The organism is Cellulomonas fimi (assembly GCF_028583725.1).
Lineage (GTDB): Bacteria > Actinomycetota > Actinomycetes > Actinomycetales > Cellulomonadaceae > Cellulomonas > Cellulomonas fimi_B.
This window is the reverse complement of the sequence record NZ_CP110680.1, coordinates 3,005,513-3,025,113: the sequence shown is the minus strand read 5'-3', so window position 1 is coordinate 3,025,113 and position 19,601 is coordinate 3,005,513. Positions and strand designations below refer to the sequence as shown.

General features: G+C 77.0%; 13 protein-coding genes. 8 read left to right on the top strand and 5 right to left on the bottom strand.

Annotation, left to right across the window (positions count from 1 at the left end; translation table 11 throughout):
* Positions 1–22 precede the first annotated feature (22 nt).
* Positions 23–1,495, top strand: coding sequence for a glutamate synthase subunit beta (locus OOT42_RS13650; protein ID WP_273651735.1), 1,473 nt, complete (start codon positions 23–25; stop codon positions 1,493–1,495).
* 47 nt (positions 1,496–1,542) lie between these two features.
* Here OOT42_RS13650 and OOT42_RS13645 read toward each other — a convergent pair whose 3' ends face one another.
* Positions 1,543–2,418 (bottom strand): alpha/beta fold hydrolase, encoded by an 876-nt coding sequence (locus OOT42_RS13645; RefSeq protein WP_273651734.1) that lies wholly within the window; start codon positions 2,416–2,418, stop codon positions 1,543–1,545.
* A gap of 214 nt (positions 2,419–2,632) precedes the next feature.
* Between OOT42_RS13645 and OOT42_RS13640 the strand changes: the two genes are divergently transcribed.
* Both OOT42_RS13640 and OOT42_RS13635 read left to right on the top strand, forming a co-directional pair.
* Positions 2,633–3,985, top strand: coding sequence for an FAD-binding oxidoreductase (locus OOT42_RS13640; RefSeq protein ID WP_273651733.1), 1,353 nt, complete (start codon positions 2,633–2,635; stop codon positions 3,983–3,985).
* A 10-nt stretch (positions 3,986–3,995) separates the two neighbouring features.
* Positions 3,996–4,595, top strand: coding sequence for a GNAT family N-acetyltransferase (locus OOT42_RS13635; RefSeq protein WP_273651732.1), 600 nt, complete (start codon positions 3,996–3,998; stop codon positions 4,593–4,595).
* Between the two features lie 18 nt (positions 4,596–4,613).
* On the opposite strand, the gene OOT42_RS13630 is transcribed toward OOT42_RS13635, so the two are convergent.
* On the bottom strand, positions 4,614–5,621 hold the full coding sequence (locus tag OOT42_RS13630; protein WP_273651731.1) for a hypothetical protein: 1,008 nt from the start codon (positions 5,619–5,621) through the stop codon (positions 4,614–4,616).
* Between the two features lie 122 nt (positions 5,622–5,743).
* On the opposite strand from OOT42_RS13630, the gene OOT42_RS13625 reads away from it, so the two are divergent.
* The 4 genes from OOT42_RS13625 to OOT42_RS13615 all read left to right on the top strand — a co-directional run bounded on the left by OOT42_RS13625 (position 5,744) and on the right by OOT42_RS13615 (position 9,658).
* Positions 5,744–6,883: a matrixin family metalloprotease gene (locus OOT42_RS13625; RefSeq protein ID WP_273651730.1), complete on the top strand. Its 1,140-nt coding sequence runs from the start codon at positions 5,744–5,746 to the stop codon at positions 6,881–6,883.
* A gap of 261 nt (positions 6,884–7,144) precedes the next feature.
* Positions 7,145–7,363 (top strand): putative leader peptide, encoded by a 219-nt coding sequence (locus tag OOT42_RS20315; RefSeq protein ID WP_423775901.1) that lies wholly within the window; start codon positions 7,145–7,147, stop codon positions 7,361–7,363.
* Between the two features lie 163 nt (positions 7,364–7,526).
* Positions 7,527–8,975 carry a dicarboxylate/amino acid:cation symporter gene (locus OOT42_RS13620; RefSeq protein ID WP_273651729.1) on the top strand — a complete coding sequence of 483 codons (1,449 nt, stop codon included), beginning with the start codon at positions 7,527–7,529 and terminating at the stop codon, positions 8,973–8,975.
* A 179-nt stretch (positions 8,976–9,154) separates the two neighbouring features.
* Complete coding sequence (locus OOT42_RS13615; protein WP_273651728.1) at positions 9,155–9,658, top strand: GNAT family N-acetyltransferase; 504 nt, start codon at positions 9,155–9,157, stop codon at positions 9,656–9,658.
* Between the two features lie 90 nt (positions 9,659–9,748).
* Here OOT42_RS13615 and recD read toward each other — a convergent pair whose 3' ends face one another.
* The 3 genes from recD to recC all read right to left on the bottom strand — a co-directional run bounded on the left by recD (position 9,749) and on the right by recC (position 18,514).
* Complete coding sequence (gene recD, locus OOT42_RS13610; protein ID WP_273651727.1) at positions 9,749–11,635, bottom strand: exodeoxyribonuclease V subunit alpha; 1,887 nt, start codon at positions 11,633–11,635, stop codon at positions 9,749–9,751.
* Between the two features lie 97 nt (positions 11,636–11,732).
* Positions 11,733–15,125 carry a UvrD-helicase domain-containing protein gene (locus OOT42_RS13605; protein WP_273651726.1) on the bottom strand — a complete coding sequence of 1,131 codons (3,393 nt, stop codon included), beginning with the start codon at positions 15,123–15,125 and terminating at the stop codon, positions 11,733–11,735.
* The gene (gene recC, locus OOT42_RS13600; protein ID WP_273651725.1) at positions 15,122–18,514 is read right to left on the bottom strand and encodes an exodeoxyribonuclease V subunit gamma; all 3,393 of its coding nucleotides are present in this window, start codon (positions 18,512–18,514) and stop codon (positions 15,122–15,124) included. The genes OOT42_RS13605 and recC overlap by 4 nt, the downstream gene beginning before the upstream one ends.
* 206 nt (positions 18,515–18,720) lie before the next feature.
* On the opposite strand from recC, the gene OOT42_RS13595 reads away from it, so the two are divergent.
* On the top strand, positions 18,721–19,593 hold the full coding sequence (locus OOT42_RS13595) for a restriction endonuclease (protein ID WP_273651724.1): 873 nt from the start codon (positions 18,721–18,723) through the stop codon (positions 19,591–19,593).
* The last annotated feature ends 8 nt before the right edge of the window (positions 19,594–19,601 follow it).

The window sequence follows — 19,601 nt, the reverse complement described above, 5'->3', positions numbered from 1 at the left end:
GCGCCCGCCCTACGGTCCGGGCATGGCCGACCCTCGGGGCTTCCTCACCACGCGCGTCCGCGAGCTCCCGCCCGACCGGGCGGTGGCCGTCCGGATCCTCGACTGGGACGAGGTGCACCGGCACCCGGTGGGCGACGCCGCGTACCTCGACACGCTGCACCGGCAGGCGGGGCGCTGCATGGACTGCGGCGTCCCGTTCTGCCACCACGCGTGCCCGCTCGGCAACGTCATGCCCGAGTGGAACGACCTCACGTGGCGCGGGCAGTGGCGGGACGCGAGCGACCGGCTGCACCTGACGAACAACTTCCCGGAGGTCACCGGCCGCCTGTGCCCGGCGCCGTGCGAGTCGGCCTGCGTCCTCGGCATCCACGAGCCGCCCGTCACGATCCGCAACGTCGAGCTCTCGATCGCGGAGGAGGCGTTCGACCGCGGCCTCGTCGTGCCCGTGGTGCCCGGCCGGATGACCGAGTGCACCGTCGCCGTCGTCGGCTCCGGGCCCGCCGGGCTCGCGGCCGCGCAGCAGCTCACGCGCGCCGGCCACCACGTGACCGTGTTCGAGCGGGCGGCGGCCCCGGGCGGGCTGCTGCGGTTCGGCATCCCCGAGTACAAGCTGCCCGCGGCGGTCGTCGAGCGGCGCCTCGACGTCATGCGCGCCGAGGGCACCGTGTTCCGGTGCGGCGTCGACGTCGGGCACGACGTCACGGGGGACGAGCTGCGCCGACGGTTCGACGCCGTGCTCGTCACGACCGGCTCGACGGTGCCGCGCGACCTGCCCGTCCCCGGGCGGGACCTCGCCGGCGTCATGCCCGCGATGGACTACCTCGTGCCCGCCAACCACGCCGCGGTCGGCGCGCCCGTGCCCGGTGCGCCCGTCGCGACGGGGCTCGACGTGGTCGTCGTCGGCGGCGGCGACACCGGCGCGGACTGCGTCGGCACCGCCGTGCGGCAGGGCGCCCGGTCGATCGTGCAGCTCGAGATCCTGTCGCAGCCGCCCGAGGAACGCCCCGACGACCAGCCCTGGCCGACCTACCCGGCGGTGTTCAAGGTCTCGACGTCGCACGAGGAGGGCGGCGAGCGCCGGTTCGCGGTGTCGACGCTCGGGCTCGACGGTGACGACGACGGCCGGGTCGCCGGCGTCCGCGTCGTCGACGTCGAGCGCGTCGACGGACGGTTCGTCCCCGTGCCCGACACCGAGCAGGTCCTGCCCGCGCAGCTCGTGGTCCTCGCGCTCGGCTTCACCGGCCCCGAGCGCGACGGGCTCGCCGAGCAGCTCGGCCTGACCACCGACGCGCGTGGCGCGTTCGAGCGCACCGACGACTTCGCGACGGCCACACCCGGCGTGTTCGTCGCGGGCGACTGCGGGCGCGGGCAGTCGCTCGTCGTGTGGGCGATCGCGGAGGGCCGCGCGGCGGCGGCCGCCGTCGACGCACACCTCACCGGCCGCACGACGCTGCCCGCACCGGTCCGGGCGAGCAGCGTCGCGATGCGCGCCTGACGGCGAACCGGCATGTGCCGCCCCCGGCCGGCCCCGCGGCCGACCCGTCAGGCCGAGGTGAGCACCTCGCGCAGCCGGGCCGCGAACGCCTCCGGCTGCCCCGCGTACCCGTGCTCGCCGCCGAGGAACCCGCCGTGGTGGCTCGGGAACAGCGTGAGGTCCTGACCGAGCAGCGCGGCGAGCGCCTCGGTCGCCCGGAACGTCAGCAGGTCACGGCTCTCCTCGCCCGCGGCGACGACGACGCGCGTCGGGCTCGCGGCGATCGCCTCGACGTCGGGCCGGAACGCGGTGACCGGGTCGGAGACGCCCGACAGCAGCGGGTCGTCGCGTGAGCCGTCGTCCTCGGTGGGCAGGCCGAACTGCGCGGGGTCGACGGGGTCCTGCGCGAAACGGTCGGGGAACGGGCCCTTCCACGACGACACGAGCATGAACGTCGCCATGCCCGCACCCCAGCCCTGTGCGGCGTACACCTCGCCGACGCGACGGCCGGCCGCCCGCGCGTTGTCGGCGTCGGGGAGGATCTCCACGAGCGGCGGCTCGTGCGCGACGAACGTCCGCACGTCCTGCGGGTGGGCCGCGACGAGCGCGAGGCCCGTGATCGCGCCGCCGCTCGACCCGAACAGGTCGACAGGGCCGACGCCGAGCGCCTCGACCAGCACGTGCAGGTCCTCCGCCTGGACGGCCGGGTCGTTGACCGTCGACCCGTCGTGGCGCGCGCTGCGCCCCAGGCCGCGCGGGTCGTACGTGACGACGGTGCGCTCCGGCAGCAGCGACGCGAGCGTCGTGAAGCCGCTCGCGTCCATCGGCTGGCCCACGAGCAGCAGCGGCGGTTCGCGGTCGGCCGTGGGCAGCGGACCGCGCACGTCGTAGGTGAGCGTGGCGCCCGGCACGTCGAGCGTGCGGGTGTCGGTCGTGGTGGTCATGGTGCGCTCCTGTCGCGGCGGTCGGTGGTCGCTCGTCGTCGGCTGCGGACGGGCTCACCGTGGTGACCCGGTGCACGCCCGGAACTCATCGGGCCCATCGTGGACCGCCCGCGTCGTGCGCGCGTGCGGGACGCCCCCTGTCGCATGTCGGTGGTCGGTGGGAGCGTCGGGTGTCGCCGTGGACCGTCCGCCGGCGACGTCGTCTGGAGGTCGCATGTCGAGCACCCTCGCCGACGCGCTGTCGGCGCACGTCCAGGGCCCCGTGCTCGTCCCCGGTGCGCCGGGGTACGACGACGAGGTCGCCGCGTTCAACCTCGCGGCACGGATCCGCCCCGACGTCGTCGTCGGGGCGACCGGCGTGGCCGACGTCGTCGCGGCCGTCCGTGCCGCGCGCGAGCACCGCGTCCCGCTGCGCGTGCAGTCCACCGGCCACGGGGCGGAGCGCCCGGTGACGTCGGGCGTGCTCGTCACGACGCGCCGGCTCGACGAGGTCGTCGTCGACCCCGCGTCCCGCACCGCGACCGTGGGCGCGGGCGCGCGGTGGGGCGCCGTCGTCGAGCGCACCGCCGAGCACGGGCTCGTGCCCGTCGTGGGCTCGTCGTCGAACGTCGGCGTCGTCGGCTTCCTGCTGGGCGGCGGGCTCGGCCCGCTCGCCCGCAGCCACGGCTTCGGGTCCGACCGGCTGCTCTCCGCCACGGTCGTCACGGGAACGGGCGACGTCGTCGAGGCCGACGACGGCGAGCACGCCGACCTGCTCTGGGCGCTGCGTGGCGGTGACGCCGTGCCGGGCGTCGTCGTCGCCGTACGGATCGCCCTGGTCGAGGTCCCCGCCCTGTACGCCGGGGCGCTCGTGTTCGACACCCCGCACGTCGAGACCGTGCTGCGCGGGTGGCTGGACTGGACCGCGCACGCCGACGACCTCACGACGACGAGCGCCGCCGTCGTCCGGATGCCCCCGATCGACGCCGTGCCCGAGCCGCTGCGCGGGCGCACCGTCCTGTCGCTGCGCGTCGCGCGTCCCGGCCCCGTCGACGCGGGGGAGCGGGCCGCCGCCCCGCTCCGGGCGCTCGCGCCCGCGATGATCGACGGCCTCGGGCCCCTCGCCGCGCGTGACTCCGACCGCATCCACGGCGACCCGACCGCGCCCGCACCCGTCTGGACGGGTGGGGCGCTCCTCGCCGGCGCCGCCGACGGGTTCGCCGACGCCTGGCTCGACACCGTCGGCCCGGGCACCGAGCACCCGTTCGTCGCGGTCGAGCTGCGCCACGTCGCGGGAGCGGGCGGGCGAGCGTCGGGTGCGGACGCCGTCGCCGGTCGGGACGCGGCGTTCACGCTCGGGCTCGTGTCCGTCGGGCCCGAGGCCCGCGCGTCCGGTCCCGGTGCGGCCGAGCGTGTGCTGGCGGCGGTCGCGCCGTGGTTGGCGGACGAGGCGAACCCCAACATGAGCGGTGCGCTGCCCGGACGGTGGCGGGCCGACGTCGCTGCGCGCCTCGACGAGGTGCGGCGGCGCTACGACCCGGACGACGTGCTCGGGTCGCGCGCCGCGGTGCCCTCGGGCGTGCACTGACGCCGCTGCCGTGGAACCCGCCGACGTCGACGTCCGTCCGGCCCACGCGGTCCCGTGGGAGGACGTCCGCACGGTGCTGGACTCGCGCGCCGACGGTCGGCGCTGCTCGTGCCAGCGCTGGAAGATGCAGCCCGGCGAGTCGTGGGCGTCCGTCGGCGCCGAGGCGCTCGCCGCGCGGCTGCGCGAGCAGGTCGGCTGCGACGACCCCGACGCGACGACCACGGCCGGGCTCGTCGCCTACCTCGACGGCGAGCCCGTCGGGTGGTGCGCCGTCGAGCCGCGCAGCGTCTACGGCCGGCTGCTGCGGAACGCGCGCGTGCCGTGGGACGGCCGGGACGAGGACCGGTCGGACGCGGGCGTGTGGGCGGTCACCTGCGTCCTCACACGCGCGCGGTACGGCGGTCGGGGGATCGCCACGGCCCTCGCGGCGGCCGCGGTCGAGCACGCGCGGCGGTCCGGCGCGCGGGCGGTCGAGGCCTACCCGATGACGACGACCGCCGCGCTGCCCGTCGAGATGCACCCCGGCACCGTCGCGATGTTCGCCGCGGCGGGGCTGCGGCCGGTCGTGCCGCCGACCGCCCGCCGCGTCGTCATGAGGCTCGAGCTGTAGGCGCGCACCGCGAGGCCGTCACGGCGCCGTGCGGCGCTGCGGCGGTGCGAGGGGCCGCGGGGGTCCGCCCGGCTCGTCGGGGTCGGGCAGACGCAGCGGCTCGACCGGCGGCGCGTCCCAGGTGCGGATCGTCTCCGTGACCCAGAAGGCGAGGAACAGCAGGACCTCCCACCACTCGACGACCAGGATCGCCTGCGCGAACCCCGCCAGCGCGAGTGCCGCCCACAACGCGAGCCCCGCCACCATGAGGCCCGCGATCGTCAGGTAGATCCGGCGGTACCGCGCGTCCGTGGCGGCGTCCGTGGCCGGCCAGCCGTGGCTCAGCACCGCGAGCGCGAGGCTCACGACCAGCACGACGGCCGCTGCACCGTGCAGCCACGCGAACGTCGTGGCCGGCTCGACGAGGCGCACGACGAGCAGCCCGAGCACCGCGACCCCGAGCACGGTCATCAGCCAGAACACCCAGCCGCCGTCGCGCGACGTCCGGGCGGCGTGCGCCGTCGCACGGGCCGTCCGCCGCTCGACGAGCAGGACGGCCGCCGACACGACGAGCAGCGACCCGAGCACGATGCGCGCCGGGAGCGCGGCCTGCGCGCGCGCGGCCCCGTCGAGCCGTTCGAGGTGCGCCGTGAGGCTGTTCGGCACGAACGCCACGACCAGCGCGAGGAAGCCCGCCCAGTTGAGCGTGTAGTCCTCGACCGCGGGGAAGCCCCGGTACGCGACGAGGCACACGGCGACGCCGGCCAGCATCGCGACCAGGACGTCCCGCAGGTCGCCCTCGTAGTAGTCGCTGATGGACCGCTCGAAGCGGCCTCCCGACAGCCAGACCAGGAACGACGCGAGGAGCAGCAGCAGCGGCAGCGCGACCAGGGTGAGGCGCAGGAGCCGGTACGTCGCCCGCGCGATCGGGTCCGTCGTCGCCGTCGCGGCGGGGGTCGGGCCGCCGACGCGTGCGCGGGGTGGTGTTGCCGCCGCCGTGCGGTGGTCCGCGTCGTCGGTCGTTCCGGTTCCTGCGGGTTCGGGCATGCCGCGAGCGTCCTGCGGTCCCGGCCGACGGGCAACCGGAGCGCGGCGACTGCGGCGCGGCGGACGGGTGGCGTCGCCCGTAAGCCCCTCACGTGCGGGTTCGCGCGGTCGATGCGGAGGACGTGACCGCCGAGGGGTCCCGACCGCTGCCGTGCGACGTGCCGACGTCGCCGAGCGGCCGCGCGCCCGGGCGGGTCCCCGACGAGCACGCGGCGCGCGAGGGGCAGGTGTGCGCGCGGTGGGTCGGGCTGGCTCGGCAGACGACGGCCCCCGGGCTGCCAACGCAGGCGTCGGCACCGGCCCTCGAGTCGACCACCCTTGCGTCGCCCTCGGACGAGGAGCCGGCGGGCGACCGGCCGCGGGCCGCCGCCGCGCCGCGTGTCGAGCGCGCGCGCATGCCGTCGGACCGGTGGCGTCGCCGGCGCGGCAGCCCGACCCCGAGCACGCTCGCGCTCGGCGTCGTCCTGGGTCTCGCCGCGACGACCTTCGGGCCCGGTGTGCTCCACGACGCGCAGCGGGTGCTCGCGCCCGTCGTGCACGGCGTCCCGTGGCTCGACGCGGTCGTCGGCGGGATCGTGCACGCGCCCGTCACCCCGCCCGCGGGCCTGGAGGAGGCCGGCGACCCGATCGGCGTCCCGCCGTCGCTCGCGCGGGTCAGCGGGTCGTACGCCTACCTGCAGACGCAGGCCGACGGCCGGACGCCGGTCGCATGGAGCCCCTGCCGCCCGGTGCACTACGTCGTGCGCCCCGACGGCGAACCGACCGACGGGCGCGCGGTGGTCGACGAGGCGGTCGAGCGCCTCGGTCGGGCGACCGGGCTCGTGTTCGTCGCCGACGGCGAGACGACCGAGGCCCCGACGGTGGACCGGCCCGCGTACCAGCCCGACCGGTACGGCGACCGGTGGGCGCCGGTCCTCGTGACCTGGTCGGACGCGTCCGAGGACGCGCGCCTCGCCGGGGGCGTCGCGGGCGTCGCCGGCCCCGTCGCGCTGGAGGCCGTCGGGCAGCCGAGCGTCGCCGTCTCGGGCAGCGTGTCGCTCGACGCCGAGCAGCTCGGGGCGATGCTCGACGAGCCCGGAGGGCGCGCGATGGCGCGCGCGGTCGTGATGCACGAGCTCGCGCACGTCGTCGGGCTCGGGCACGTCGACGACCCGACCCAGCTGATGGCGCCCCGCACCGACCCGTCCGTGACCGACTTCCAGGCCGGCGACCTCACGGGACTCGCGCTGCTCGGCACCGGCCCCTGCGCGCCCTGGCTCTGACCCCCGGCGCCGCGCGCGGCGTCCGAGCCGGCGGGGGACGCCCGGTGGCGCGCACGAGCGCCGCGGACCCTCCCCCCGGGAGCCCGCGGCGCTCGTCGGGTGCGTCAGGCCGAGCGGCGGTCCGCCGCCGTCCGCACCCCCACAGGAAGCCGTAGGTCTGCCGCCCGCCGGTGACCACCCGGGTCGTCGAGCGCGCGTTCGGCAGACAGGAGCGGGCGCCGTGCGGGGGGATACGGCGACCGCGGGTGATCCTCGGCGGGGATGCGCTTGCCTGTGACGTCCGCCTCAACGGCCGCTCCCGGGCGGCAGGCGGGAACAGCCCGCGCGTACCGTCGGTTGCGATCGGTGGCCGCGGTCGAGCGGTCACCCCCCGTCCTGGAGCTGCCCCGCGTGAGCCTGCACCTGACCGAGCGCCGTGCCGTCGACCTGCGTCGGGTCGCCAGCGCGCTCTGTCGGCTCACCCGCCGCCCCGGCTGCTGACCCCGGAAACGGGTCGCTGACCGCCCGGACCTCCGGGCCTGCCGGCCGGATCGCGTCGTCGCCGGCCCTCCGCCACGCCCCGCGGGTGTGGTTCGTCCCCTCCTGACGCTCCCTCACGGACCTCCCTCGTGGCGCGCCCGCGCCCCGGAAAGGCAACACACCCGTGTCTGACACCATCACGCAGCCGACGCGCCGGCTGCGGTTCCCCTCCTTCACCGTCCAGGTCCTGCTCGGCCTCGGTCTCGGCGTGCTCCTCGGCTGGATCGCGCTGCAGATGGGCCCGACGCCCTCGGGCGACGCGAACTGGCTGACCACGACGCTCGACACCCTCGGGTCCTCGTTCGTCACGCTGCTCAAGGCCATCGTGCCGCCGCTCGTGTTCCTCGCGATCGTCACCTCGATCGCCAACCTCGAGCGCGTCACCAACGCCGCGCGACTCGCGTGGCAGACGCTCCTGTGGTTCGCGATCACCGCCGCGATCTCCGTCGGCGTCGGCATCGGCCTGGGACTGCTGCTGCAGCCCGGTGCGCGGTCGACCCTCAGCCCCGAGGACGGCTTCGAGGCCGGGTCGAGCGGCTCGTGGCTCGACTTCCTCAAGGGCCTCGTCCCCGGCAACTGGCTCGGGATCGGCGCCGGCACGCAGGTGTCCACGGGTGCCGACGGAGCCGTCGAGGCCACGACGTCCGTGTCGTTCAACGTGCTGCAGATCGTCGTCGTCGCGCTCGTCGTCGGCATCGCCGCGCTGCGCACCGGCAAGGCCGCCCAGCCGTTCCTCGCGTTCAACCGGTCCGCCCTCGCCGTCGTGCAGAAGATCCTGTGGTGGGTCATCCGCCTCGCGCCGCTCGGCACGCTCGGCCTCATCGGCAAGGCCGTCGCGACCTACGGGTGGGACCTGCTCGCCCCGCTCGGCACGTACGCCGCCGCGATCTACCTCGGCCTCGCCGTCGTGCTGCTCGTCGTCTACCCCGTGATCCTGCGGGCCAACGGCCTGCGCGTCGCGTCGTTTTTCCGCGGTGCGTGGCCCGCGATCCAGCTCGCGTTCGTGTCGCGCTCGTCCGTCGGCACGCTGCCCGTCACCGAGCGGGTCGTCGAGCGGAACCTCGGCGTGCCGCGCTCGTACGCGTCGTTCGCGGTGCCGCTCGCGGCCACGACCAAGATGGACGGCTGCGCCTCGATCTACCCGGCGATCTCCGCGATCTTCGTCGCGCAGATCTTCGGCGTCGACCTGTCCGTCACGGACTACGTCCTCATCGCGTTCGTCTCCGTCGTCGGCTCCGCCGCGACCGCGGGGCTGACCGGCGCCGTCGTCATGCTGACGCTCACGCTGTCGACCCTCGGCCTGCCGCTCGCCGGCGTCGGCCTGCTGCTGGCGATCGACCCGATCCTCGACATGGGCCGCACCGCGGTGAACGTCGCCGGGCAGGCGCTCGTGCCGACGGTCGTCGCCAAGAGGGAGGGCATCCTCGACGTCGAGCGGTACGCGTCGGCCTCGGCCGACAACCTGTTCGCCGACGACGCGGCCGACACCGCCGACGAGTCCGCGGCGGTCGACGACGGGGTCCGCGACGGCGCTGCCGTCCCCGCCCAGCGGGAGCCCGTGACCGCCTCCTGACCGTCGACGGCCCACCGCGCGCCCGGTCGCCCCTCTCGTCTCCGAGGGGCGACCGGGCGCGGTGCGCGGCGCGGGCAACACCCGCGACACACGAGCGCGCGACGATGCGACCCGCACCGAGCGCCTCCGCGAGGGACCGCGACGTGCTGCTCGGTATCCGCACGCGAGAGGAGTGCCTGGTGCAGGCGACCGTCCTGACGATCGACGTCGACGACCCGCTGCGGCCCGACGTGCTGGCCCTGCTCGAGCAGCACCTCGCCGACATGTTCGCGACGTCGCCGCCCGAGTCGGTCCACGCGCTGGACCCGGCAGCGCTCACGGACCCCGCGGTGACCTTCTGGACGGCGCGCGACGGCGACGGCGCCCTGCTCGGCACGGTGGCGCTCGCGACCCTCGACGGGGGTGCGGCCGAGCTCAAGTCGATGCGCACCGTCCCGGCCGCCCGCGGTCGGGGTGTCGGCGCGGCCCTGCTCGACCACGCGCTCACGGAGGCGACCCGTCGCGGGCTCGCGAGCGTGCTGCTGGAGACCGGGACGCAGGACTACTTCGCCGCCGCCCGTCGTCTCTACCGCCGCGCGGGGTTCGTCGAGTGCCCGCCGTTCGCCGGGTACGTCCTCGACCCGCACAGCGTCTTCCTGCGCCGCGACCTCCGCTCGACGGATCTCCCCGCCGCGACGCCGTAGCGCCGCCACTCCGTCCCGCGTCCTCGGGTCTCGCCGTCTTCGCTGCTCGGGTCTCGCCTTCGCCGCGATCTCGGGTCGTGCGTGCGCTGCCTACAGCGCGTGCCGCAGGCCGCTCGCGCGGCGGATCGGCCGCTCCACGGCGGCACGGACCGCGGCCTCCGACCCGACGACGTGCACCGAGTCCCGCGCCCGCGTCACCGCGGTGTACAGCAGCTCGCGGGTGAGCAGGGGCGACGTGGCGGGCGGCAGCAGCACCGTGACGCGGTCGAACTGGCTGCCCTGCCCGCGGTGCACCGTCATCGCGTGCACGGTCTGCACGGCGGGCAGCCGGTGGGGGCGCACGAGGTGTGGACGGTTCGCGTCGCCGAACGCGACCACGACCGCGTCCTGCGTCCCGTCCCCGCCGACGTCGCGGACGACCACGCCGGTGTCGCCGTTCGACAGGCCGCTCGTCACGTCGTTCTCCGTCACCAGGAGCGGCCGCCCGGGCGTCCACGGGCCGTCGTCGCCGCGTCCACCGGTCACGGCGTCGACCCACGCCTCCGCCTGGGCGGCCCAGTGCGCGACGCCCGCCGGTCCCTCGCGGTGCGCGAGCAGCAGCCGGTGGCGTGCCAGCGCGCGCAACGCCCCGGACGCGTCGCCCGCACGGGCCGCCGCGACGAGATCCCGGCCCGCGGCCTCCAGGTCGTGCCGCAGCCCGGCCAGCTCCGCCGGTGACGCGAGGTCAGCCGCCGTCTCCGTGAGCCGCACGTGCGCGCCGCCCGCGCGCAGCAGCGTGAGCGTCCCGTCGGCGTCGCCCGCGCGGATCGCGGCCGCGAGACCGCCGAGCTCGTGGCCGAACCGGTGGGTCCGGGTGAGCCGCACGACCGCGCGTCCGTGCAGTGCCTCGACGAGGTCGCCCAGCACCGCGCCCGCCTCGACGCTCGCGAGCTGGTCGGGGTCGCCGACGAGCACGAGCCGGGCCTCGGGCCGCAGCGCCTCGACGAGCCGCGCCATGAGGGGCAGCGACACCATCGACGACTCGTCGACGACGACCACGTCGTACGGGAGCCGTCGGGTGCGGTCGTGGCGGAACCGGGTCGAGCTGCCGGGCCGTCGGCCGAGGAGCCGGTGCACCGTCGACGCGCTGAGCGGCCCCACGCCGTTCTGGTCGACCGCGCCCAGCCGTGACACCTCGGCGTTGACCGACTCCTGCAGGCGTGACGCCGCCTTCCCGGTCGGGGCGGCGAGCGCGACGCGCAGGTCCGGCCCGACGACTTCCTGGAGCGCAGCGACGAGCCGCGCGACCGTCGTCGTCTTGCCTGTGCCCGGTCCGCCGGTGAGCACGGTCAGCAGCGAGGCGCCCGCGACCCGGACCGCCTCCCGCTGCCGGTCGTCGGCGTCGTCGGGGAACAGCCGCCGCGCGGAAGCGTCGAGCGCCGTCGAGTCAGCCGCCAGCGGTGTCCCGACGCGCGCCTCGACCTCGCGGCGGACCGTCAGCTCGTCACGCCAGTACCGGTCGAGGTAGACGCGGTCGTCGACGTACCGGACGGGCCGGTCGGCCGGTCCCGCCGTGCCGTCGGCCACGAGCGGGCTCCGCCGGACGGCCGCGCGCCAGCCGTCGGGCCCGTCGAGCGCGGGCCACGGCAGTCCCGCACCCGCACCCGCACCCGCACCCGCGCCCGTGCTCGTCCCGGTGTCGTGGTCGCCGAGGTCGGCCGCGACCGCCGCGGGCGCGTCCGTGAGGTCGACGCACACCGAACCCGACCGCACGGACGCGACGGCGAGCGCGATCGCGAGGTGCACGCGCTCGTCGCGCTCGCCCCCGATCGCCCCGAGCCGTCGGGCGACGTGCACGTCCGCCGACACGAGCGCACCCGCGGCGACGAACGGGGCGAGCAGCCCGTCCACGCGCCACGGCACGCGCGGGTCCGGGTCGCCGTCCCACGTGCCGGTCGCCGGTGCCGTGTCCGCCCGTCCCGGTCCGGTCACGCTCACGTCGACTCCTCGTCCCACCGGGCCCCGGCGGCGCGCCACGTGCCGGTCGTCGGCCCGACACCGGCGGCGTCGCGCCGGTGCGCCCGTGCGGTGCTCGTCACGACGCCTCCTCGCGGTCGCGCGCCGGACCGCGTGCCGGCCCGCCCGCGAGCAGGTCCGACAGGGCGACGACGAGTGCCGGGGGTGGGCGCCAGGACATGACGCCGGTCGGCACGTCGCCGACGACGGGCGTCTCCGCGCCGACCATCCCGCGGACGAACAGGTAGAGGCCGCCACCCAGGTGGCGCTCGGGCGAGTAGCCGGGCAGGCGCCAGCGCAGGTAGCGGTGCAGCGCCGCGGAGTACAGGAGCAGCTGCAGCGGGTAGTGCGAGTCGGTCATGGCCCGCACCAGCGCCTCCGGCCGGTAGTGCCACGTGGTGAGCGGCTCGTCGTGGGGTGCGAGGCGGTTGGTCTTGTAGTCGACGACCAGGTACCGGTGACCGTCGCCGTCGGGGACCCGCAGGACGGCGTCGATGCTGCCCGTGAGGTAGCCGCGCAGGCGCGTCCCGGCCAGGTCGCCGTCGAGCCGGTCGGCGTACCCGGCGAACGGGTCGTCGGGCGGGAGGTGCTCGCGCAGGAGCGCGGCGACGTCGCGGAGCGAACCGGCGGCCTCGTCCTCGCCGCCGGGCGTGGCGGGGCCGTGGGCCGGTCGGTCGCCGCCGGCGAGCGGCAGCTCGAACTCGAGCTCGGCGAGGCGGTCCGCGGGGGCGACGTCGGCGAGCGTGCGGCCGGCCGCGAGAGGGCCGAGCGGCGTGTGCAGCGCGGGCAGCAGCGCGTCGGCGAGCGTCTCCGGCTCGACCCCGAGCGGGACGGCGAGGCCGGTGGCGCGGCACGCGGCGACGACCTCGGCCCGCAGGTCCGCGGCGTGCGTGTCGACGTGCTCGAGGACCGCGTGCGTGAGCGTCCCGAACGCGGTGCCGCCGGGCAGGTCGGCCATGCGCGACGGCACGGCGCGGAGCGGGGTGTCGGGGTCGCCCGCGGGAACGGGTGCGGTGCCGAGGTCCGCGTCGGGCTCGTCCTGGATCCCGGGACGCTCCGGCTCGTCGCCCACGCCGGCGTGGTGGGCGTGCGCGGTCAGGCCGGAGTAGGACGTGCGCCGCCAGCCGAGGTCGACGTCCCGCCCGAGCACGGCCACGTCGAGGTCGGCCGCGGGCGGCCGGCTCGGTCGCCACCGCACGGCGTCAGGCGCGCGGTCCACGACCTCGTGCACGAGCGCGCCGCCCGACCCCTCGGCGAGCGCCGCGAAGCGTGCCGTCGCCTGCGCGTCGTTCGGCACGGTGACGCGGGCGGCGGGTGTGCCGTGCTCGTCGCGGGGTGCGAGCAGGAGGCGGCTGAGCGCGGACGACGCGGAGTTCACGCTGGGCGCCCACCACACGACGACCTGCGAGTGCGCGCGCGTGAGCGCGACGTACGCGAGCCGCAGGTCCTCGCCGCACTCGTCCGCGTCGTGGCGGGTCAGGCCCTCGGCGTAGCCGGGGCTGCCCGGTCCGCCGACGTGCAGGACGCGCTCGTCGTCGCGGTGGAAGCGGAGGACCTCCGGCGACCGCGGCGACCAGCGGTTCCACGCGAACGGCACGAGCACGACCGGGAACTGCAGGCCCTTGCTCGCGTGCACGGTGATGACCTGGATGGCCGCGGAGTCGGTCTCCAGCCGGCGGCTGCGCTCCTCGGCGTAGTCGACGCCCGCCTCGTCGATGCGTGCGCGCAGCCACTCGGTGAGCGCGGCGGCGCCGAGCCCACCGTCGAGCGCGGCCTCGTGCAGGGCTTCCGCGACGTGCCGCAGGTCGGTGAGCCGACGCTCGCCGTCGGGCGCCCGCAGCAGCCGCTCGCGCAGCCCGGCGGCGGCCGTCGCCTCCAGGAGGGCCGCGACGCCGTGCTCGTCGAGGACGTGCGCCCAGCCGCGCACGCGGTCGGCGAGCGCGTCGAGGTCGTCGTCGCCCGCCAGTGCGAGCCGGGCGGCGTCCCACCCGACGAACGGGGTGAGCGCTGCGGCGGCGACGCTGCGGCTGTCGGCGAGGCGGGTCAGCGCGGTGAGCAGCGTGAGCCAGTCGGTCGCGGACGTGCTGCCGAAGACGCTCGCGAGCCCGGAGATGACCGCGGGCACGCCGGATCCCACCACGGCGGCGTGCACGGCGAGCGCCTCCGCGTTCGTCCGCACGAGCACGGCGACGTCGGCCGGCCGGGTGGGTCGGGTGGTCGCGCCGTCCCCGTCGCGCAGACGCGTCTCGTCGAGCGTGCGCACCACCTGGGCGGCGACGTCGCGGTAGACGAGCTCGCGCACCTTGGCGACGGCCGGCTGCTTGCCCGACGTCGCTCCGACCGCGTCGCGCGTGACCTGGCGGAGCACGACGGGCGGTGCACCGACCAGCCGGCGATCGGTGCGCGCCGCCGTGACCGGGTGCACGACGATGCGCGGGTCGCCGAGCGCCGCGCCGCGCAGGATCGGGGCGAGACCGTCGAGCACGGGCCCGTCGGTCCGCCAGTTGCGGCCGAGCGTCTGCGCCTCGGCCGTCTGCGCCGCCCGCAGGTACGTCGCGACGTCCGCGCCACGGAAGGCGTAGATGGCCTGCTTCGGGTCGCCGATGAGGACGAGCGTCCGGCTGCCGTGGAACGCGAGCCGCAGGATGTCCCACTGCACGGGGTCGGTGTCCTGGAACTCGTCGACCATGACGACGCGGTACGGGCCGCGCACGCGCTCGACGGCCGCGGCGCCGGTGACGGGGTGCGCGAGGGCGTCCCGCAGCAGGACGAGGAGGTCGTCGTAGTCGACGACGCGGCGGGCGCGCTTGCGCCGGCCGAGCTCGTCCCGGACCGCGCGCGCCAGGCCGTACCGGTGCTGGGCGGCCGAGCCGGTCGCGGCGTCGTCGGGCTGCAGGGTCGCGGCGTGGTCGCTGATCGCCGCACGCGCCACGGTCCGCGCGGTCGCGACGTCGAGCACGGCGCTCTCGGTGCCCGCGTACTTGCGCAGGTAGAGGTCGTCGACGACCTCGGCCTCCAGGTCGGCGACGTCGGGCAGCAGCGTCGCGTCGTGGTCGACGTCGCCGACCGTGCCGAGCTCGGTGAGCATCTGCTGGCAGAAGCCGTGCGTGGTCGTGATGGTCGCGGCGTCGACCTCGGTGAGCGCGCGGGCGAGACGCGAACGCCGTAGGGCGAGCTCCCCGGCGTCGGCGTCGGCGAGGTGCCGCACGACCTCGTCGGGGGAGGACGCCGCCGCGGGGTCCTGCAGCGCGCGCTCGACCTCGACGAGCCGCCCGCGGACGCGGTCGCGCAGCTCCGCCGTCGCGGCGCGACCGAACGTGACGAGCATGAGCTCGGGCAGCCGGGCGACGCCCTCCGCGACGTACCGGGCGGCGAGCGACGCGATGGTCGTCGTCTTGCCGGTCCCCGCGCTGGCCTCGAGCACGACCGTCCCCGTCGGCAGCGGGCCGCAGACGTCGAAGAACGCGCTCATGCGACCACCATCGCGATGGTCTCGTGCGTGAGCATGGGCTCCCACAGCGTCCGGGACAGCGCACCGAAGCGACTGGTGTCCTCGGGCCAGCGGGTCAGGTCGACCGGCGAGGGCAGCCCGGCGATCGCGTCGAGCGTGAAGCCCTCGCCCCACACGAGCGCGTGCGACGTCTCAGCGACCTCGAACCCGCCGCGGCCGTTGCGGCTGTCGTCGAGCGTGCCGAGCTCCTTGCGTGCGGCGGCGAGCGCGTCGTCGACCGACTGCTCGGACCAGCGGGCGTGGCCGTACGCGCAGCTCGTGGCGAGGGGGAGCGGCAGCGGCTCGCGCAGCGCCGCGTCCGCCAGGTCCGCGAGGTCGCCGAGGACCGCCAGCGCCGCGGCGCGCCCGGGGGAGCGGAGCTCCGAGACGCGCGCGCCGCCACCCGGCCCGCGCCCGACGGTCACGGCCCGCAGCTCGGCGGCGTCCACGGACGCGTCCGCGGCGGCCGCGAGCAGGAGCACCCACGCCCGCAAGCGGTGCTTCGGGGCGAGGCGCGAGTAGACGGCGGTGACCAGCACGTTCCCGTGCAGCGGTCCGACGGTCCCCGCGAGCGGACGCCCGTCGGGCAGCACGAGCCGCACGTCCCGCGTGCGCGCCTCGCCGACGCGCCACCGCTCGACCGCGTCGAGGAGCGGCCGGACCGACGCCGCGACGCCGTCGAGCGTCGTGCCGCCGAGCGTCCCGGGCGGGACGTGCCCGCGGCGGCGCTCGGCCGCCACGGCGTCGTCGAGCGTGGCGCCGTCGAGCGTCGCCTCGAGCAGCCGGCGACCGACGTCCCAGCGCTCCAGCGGGTCGAGCTCGAGCGGCAGCCGGTCGTCGAGCTGCTCGGTCTCGCGCGGCGGCACGGCCCCCAGCCGCCGGCGCACGAACGCGCGGACGGGGTGCGTGAGGATCTCCGCGAGGTCGCCCACGTCGTCCACGGGGTCGGTCGGCGGCAGCGGCTCGCGCACGAACGGGCCGCGCTCGACACGGTCGCCCCGCCCCGCGCGCGCGGCCGCGAGGTCGAGCGCGTCGAAGCTGAACGGCCCTGGACGCCCGAGCGTGCCCGCGACGAAGTTGCGCTCGTCGACGGTCTGCAGCGGGTGGTGGACCACGACGTGCGCGCGCGCGTCGCGGCCGTCGCCGAAGTCCACGGCGTCGTCGAGGGCGTCGAGCAGCTCTCCGACCGGCACGGCCGGCGGGCGGGGTGCGCCCGTGCGCTCGTCCGCACCGGAGTGCAGGACGACGAGGTGCTCGGTCGCGCTCGTCACGGCGTCGAGGAAGAGGCGACGGTCCTCGGTGCGGCGGTCGCGCTCGCCGACGAGCGGGTCACGGGCGAGCAGGTCGTCGCCGTCGCGGCCGCTTCCGCGCGGGAACACCCCGTCGTCGACGCCGAGCAGCACGACGACGCGGTGCGGGACCGCGCGCATCGGCTCGAGCGAGCACACGGTGAGCGCGCCCGTCCGGAACCCTGCGCGCGTCGGCCGGCCGCGCAGGTGCGGCTCGAGCAGCGCGACGAGGTCCGGGAGCCGCAGGTCCCGGCCGTGGTGCTCGGCCGCGACCCGCACCTCGCCGAGCACCCGGGCGGCCTCGACCTGCTGCCAGCGGTCCTGCGGGGCGACGTCGGTGAGCAGCCGCAGCGCGCGGTCGACGGTGTCGAGCCAGCCGGTCGCCGGTCGTGTGCCGTCGAGGTCGTGCAGGACGACGGTCAGCCGGTCGAGCAGCTCGGCGAGCCGCCCGACGAGGTCCACGTCGGTGCTGTCCACGTCGTCGACGGGGAGCACCGCGCCGACGTAGCGCTGGTCCTCCTCGGCCATCGCGACGCCCAGCAGCAGCCGGTCGAGCGCGGCGGACCATGTTCCCTGGGCGACGGCCCCGAGCCGGTAGCGCTCGCGGCGGGTGACGTCCTCGCCCCACCGGACCCCGGCCTGGAGCGCCCACGACCGCAGCCGGTCGAGCGCGACGTCGTCGAGCGCGAACCGCCGCCGCACGGGTTCGAGCCCCGCGAGGTCCACGACCGCCGACGCCGTCACGCGCGAGCCCGCGAGCTCGAGCAGCGTCGCGACGAACGCGAGCAGCGGGTTGGCGCGCGCGGGTGCGCGGTCGGCGACGCGGACCCGGAGCCCGCGTCCGGGATGCTCCCACCCGGACGCGGCGGGACCGGTGTCGCCGAACGTCGCCGACACGAGCGGCGCGAACGCCTCGACGTCCGGGCACATGACGACGACGTCCCGGGGCTGCAGCGTCGGGTCGTCGGCGAGCAGCCCGAGCACGGCCTCGCGGAGGACCTCGACCTGCCGGTGCCGGCCGTGGCACGCGTGCACCCGGACCGTGCGGTCGTCGGGCGCCACCGGACGCCGCGGGCCCTCGGCGGCGTCCGCGCGGATGCGCGCCTGGAGCGCGCCGAGCACGGTCGTCGGCGGCGCGGGGGCGTCGTGCAGCGCGACGGCGGGGGCGAGCGGTGCGAGCCGCACCTGGAGCTCGACGGCGTCGCCCGCCATCGAGGCGAGCAGCGGGTGCGACGCGACGACGGGGAGCGCACGCCGGTGCCGGTCGGGGGGCGTCAGGTCGGCGACCGCGCGCCACAGGGCCAGGGACGGGTGCGGGAGCCACAGGTGGACGTCGCGGTGCCGTGCCAGGCCGGCGAGCACGCGCACGTGCGCGTCGGGCAGGCGAGTCGCACCGAGCACCGAGAGGCGTGCCGGGAGGTCGACGAGCGCGGGGTCGCGCGTGAGCACGTCGAGCGCGTCGTCGAGCCGTTGCGCCGGGGCGGGCGACCCGACGCGCTCCCGCACGAGCCTCCACAGGTGCGCCTGCCACGCGAGGTCGGCCGGCAGCGGCGCGCCGGCGCCGTCCTCGTCGCGCCCCTGCGCCCACGCGCGCACCACGTCGGGACGCTGCGCGTCGTACGACAGCAGGAGACCGGCGAGGCGCTGCGCGAGCCTCAGCCGCCGGCCCTGGCGGACGTCGTCGCCGGCGTCGCCGAGGTGACCGACGGGCGTCCGCAGCCGCGGGTCGCCGCGCGCGTCGTCGAGCGCGCCGAGCACGTGCCAGGCGACGCGCTCGGGCGCCCACGGGTCGTCGTCGGGCGACGTCCCGAGCACCCGGGCGAGCACGTCGGCGACCGCACGCGCCGGGGAGGAGAAGCGGACGTTCGCGCAGATGCCGTCGCCTGCGGGCCCGGCGCCGAGCCGGTGCGCGAGTCGCTGCGCCACCCACCGCTCGACACCGCGCGTCGGGACCAGGACGACGTCGGGTGTGAACGGGTCCGCCGGGGCGTCGACCAGCACCGACGCGAGCGCGTCGACCAGCACGTCGCTGCGCTCGGCGACGTGCACGTGCAGCGCGCCTGCCGTCGTCGTCGCCTCCACGGCCGTCACGCTAGCGTCCGCGCCCGACACCTGCCTGCGTCGTGAATGACCTGGGGAGACGTCCACGGGAGGCCGGGCTGTGGACGGCTCGCGAACGGCGGACCGCGCCCGCGCAAGTGCCCCGCCGGACCCGTCGCCACCACCGCCGTCGGCCGCCGCGGCGGGGATGCCGGACTTGTCGGCACCGTTCGCTAGCCTCCTGCTCCGTGAGCGAGTGGGTGCCCGGCCGGCACGTCCTGACCCCGCGTGAGGCGGAGGAGATGGCGGCGCACCACATGCGGGGGCTGGGCCACCCCGACGCGAGCGCCAACCCGGGGCGCGGCGCCGACGGCGGGCTCGACGTCACCGCCCGCCACGCGCTCGCCCAGGTCAAGTTCCGCGGCGGTCGAGCGGGCCGGCCCGACCTGCAGCGCCTCTACGGCGCCCGGGCCGACCGCACCGACCTCGAGCTCTGGTTCTTCACCGGCCCGGGGTACTCGGACGAGGCGGTCGAGTACGCCGACCAGCACGGCATGGTGCTGTTCACGTTCGACCTGGCGGGCACGCTCACGCCCGCGAACGACGCCGCGTCCGACGTGCTGGACCACGCGACCGCGCTCCTCGCGGCCGGCGGCACGCCCGAGCGTCCGCAGCCGACGGCCCGCCCGCGCCGCGCCGTGCGCGCGGGCGCCGACGTCGTCCCGACCGACGACGAGGACCGCGCGGGACGGTGGTGGGACGGCCCGCAGCACCCGACGCCCGAGCCCGAGTACGCCGGCTGGCGGTGGGTGTCGCCGGGGCGCGCGGTCCGCCGCAACGCGCTGCTCGTCGTCGGGGTGCTCGCCGCCGCCGCGGCCTGGCTCGTCGGGTCGTACCGCGACCGGCTGCACGCGGTCGCGGCCGACGTCGCGGACCTCACCGGCCGGACCGTCGACGTCGGCTCGCTCTTCGTCTGGTGCAGCGGCGTCGCGCTCGGGGCGGTCGTCCTCTACGTCGTGCAGGTCGCGGTGATGTTCCGGCTCGGCAAGCACCCGCTCAAGGTCCCGGTGCGGGCGCGCCGCCGCGGCCGCACCCGTCGCCGCCAGGCCGCCCTGCGCTGAGCGACGTC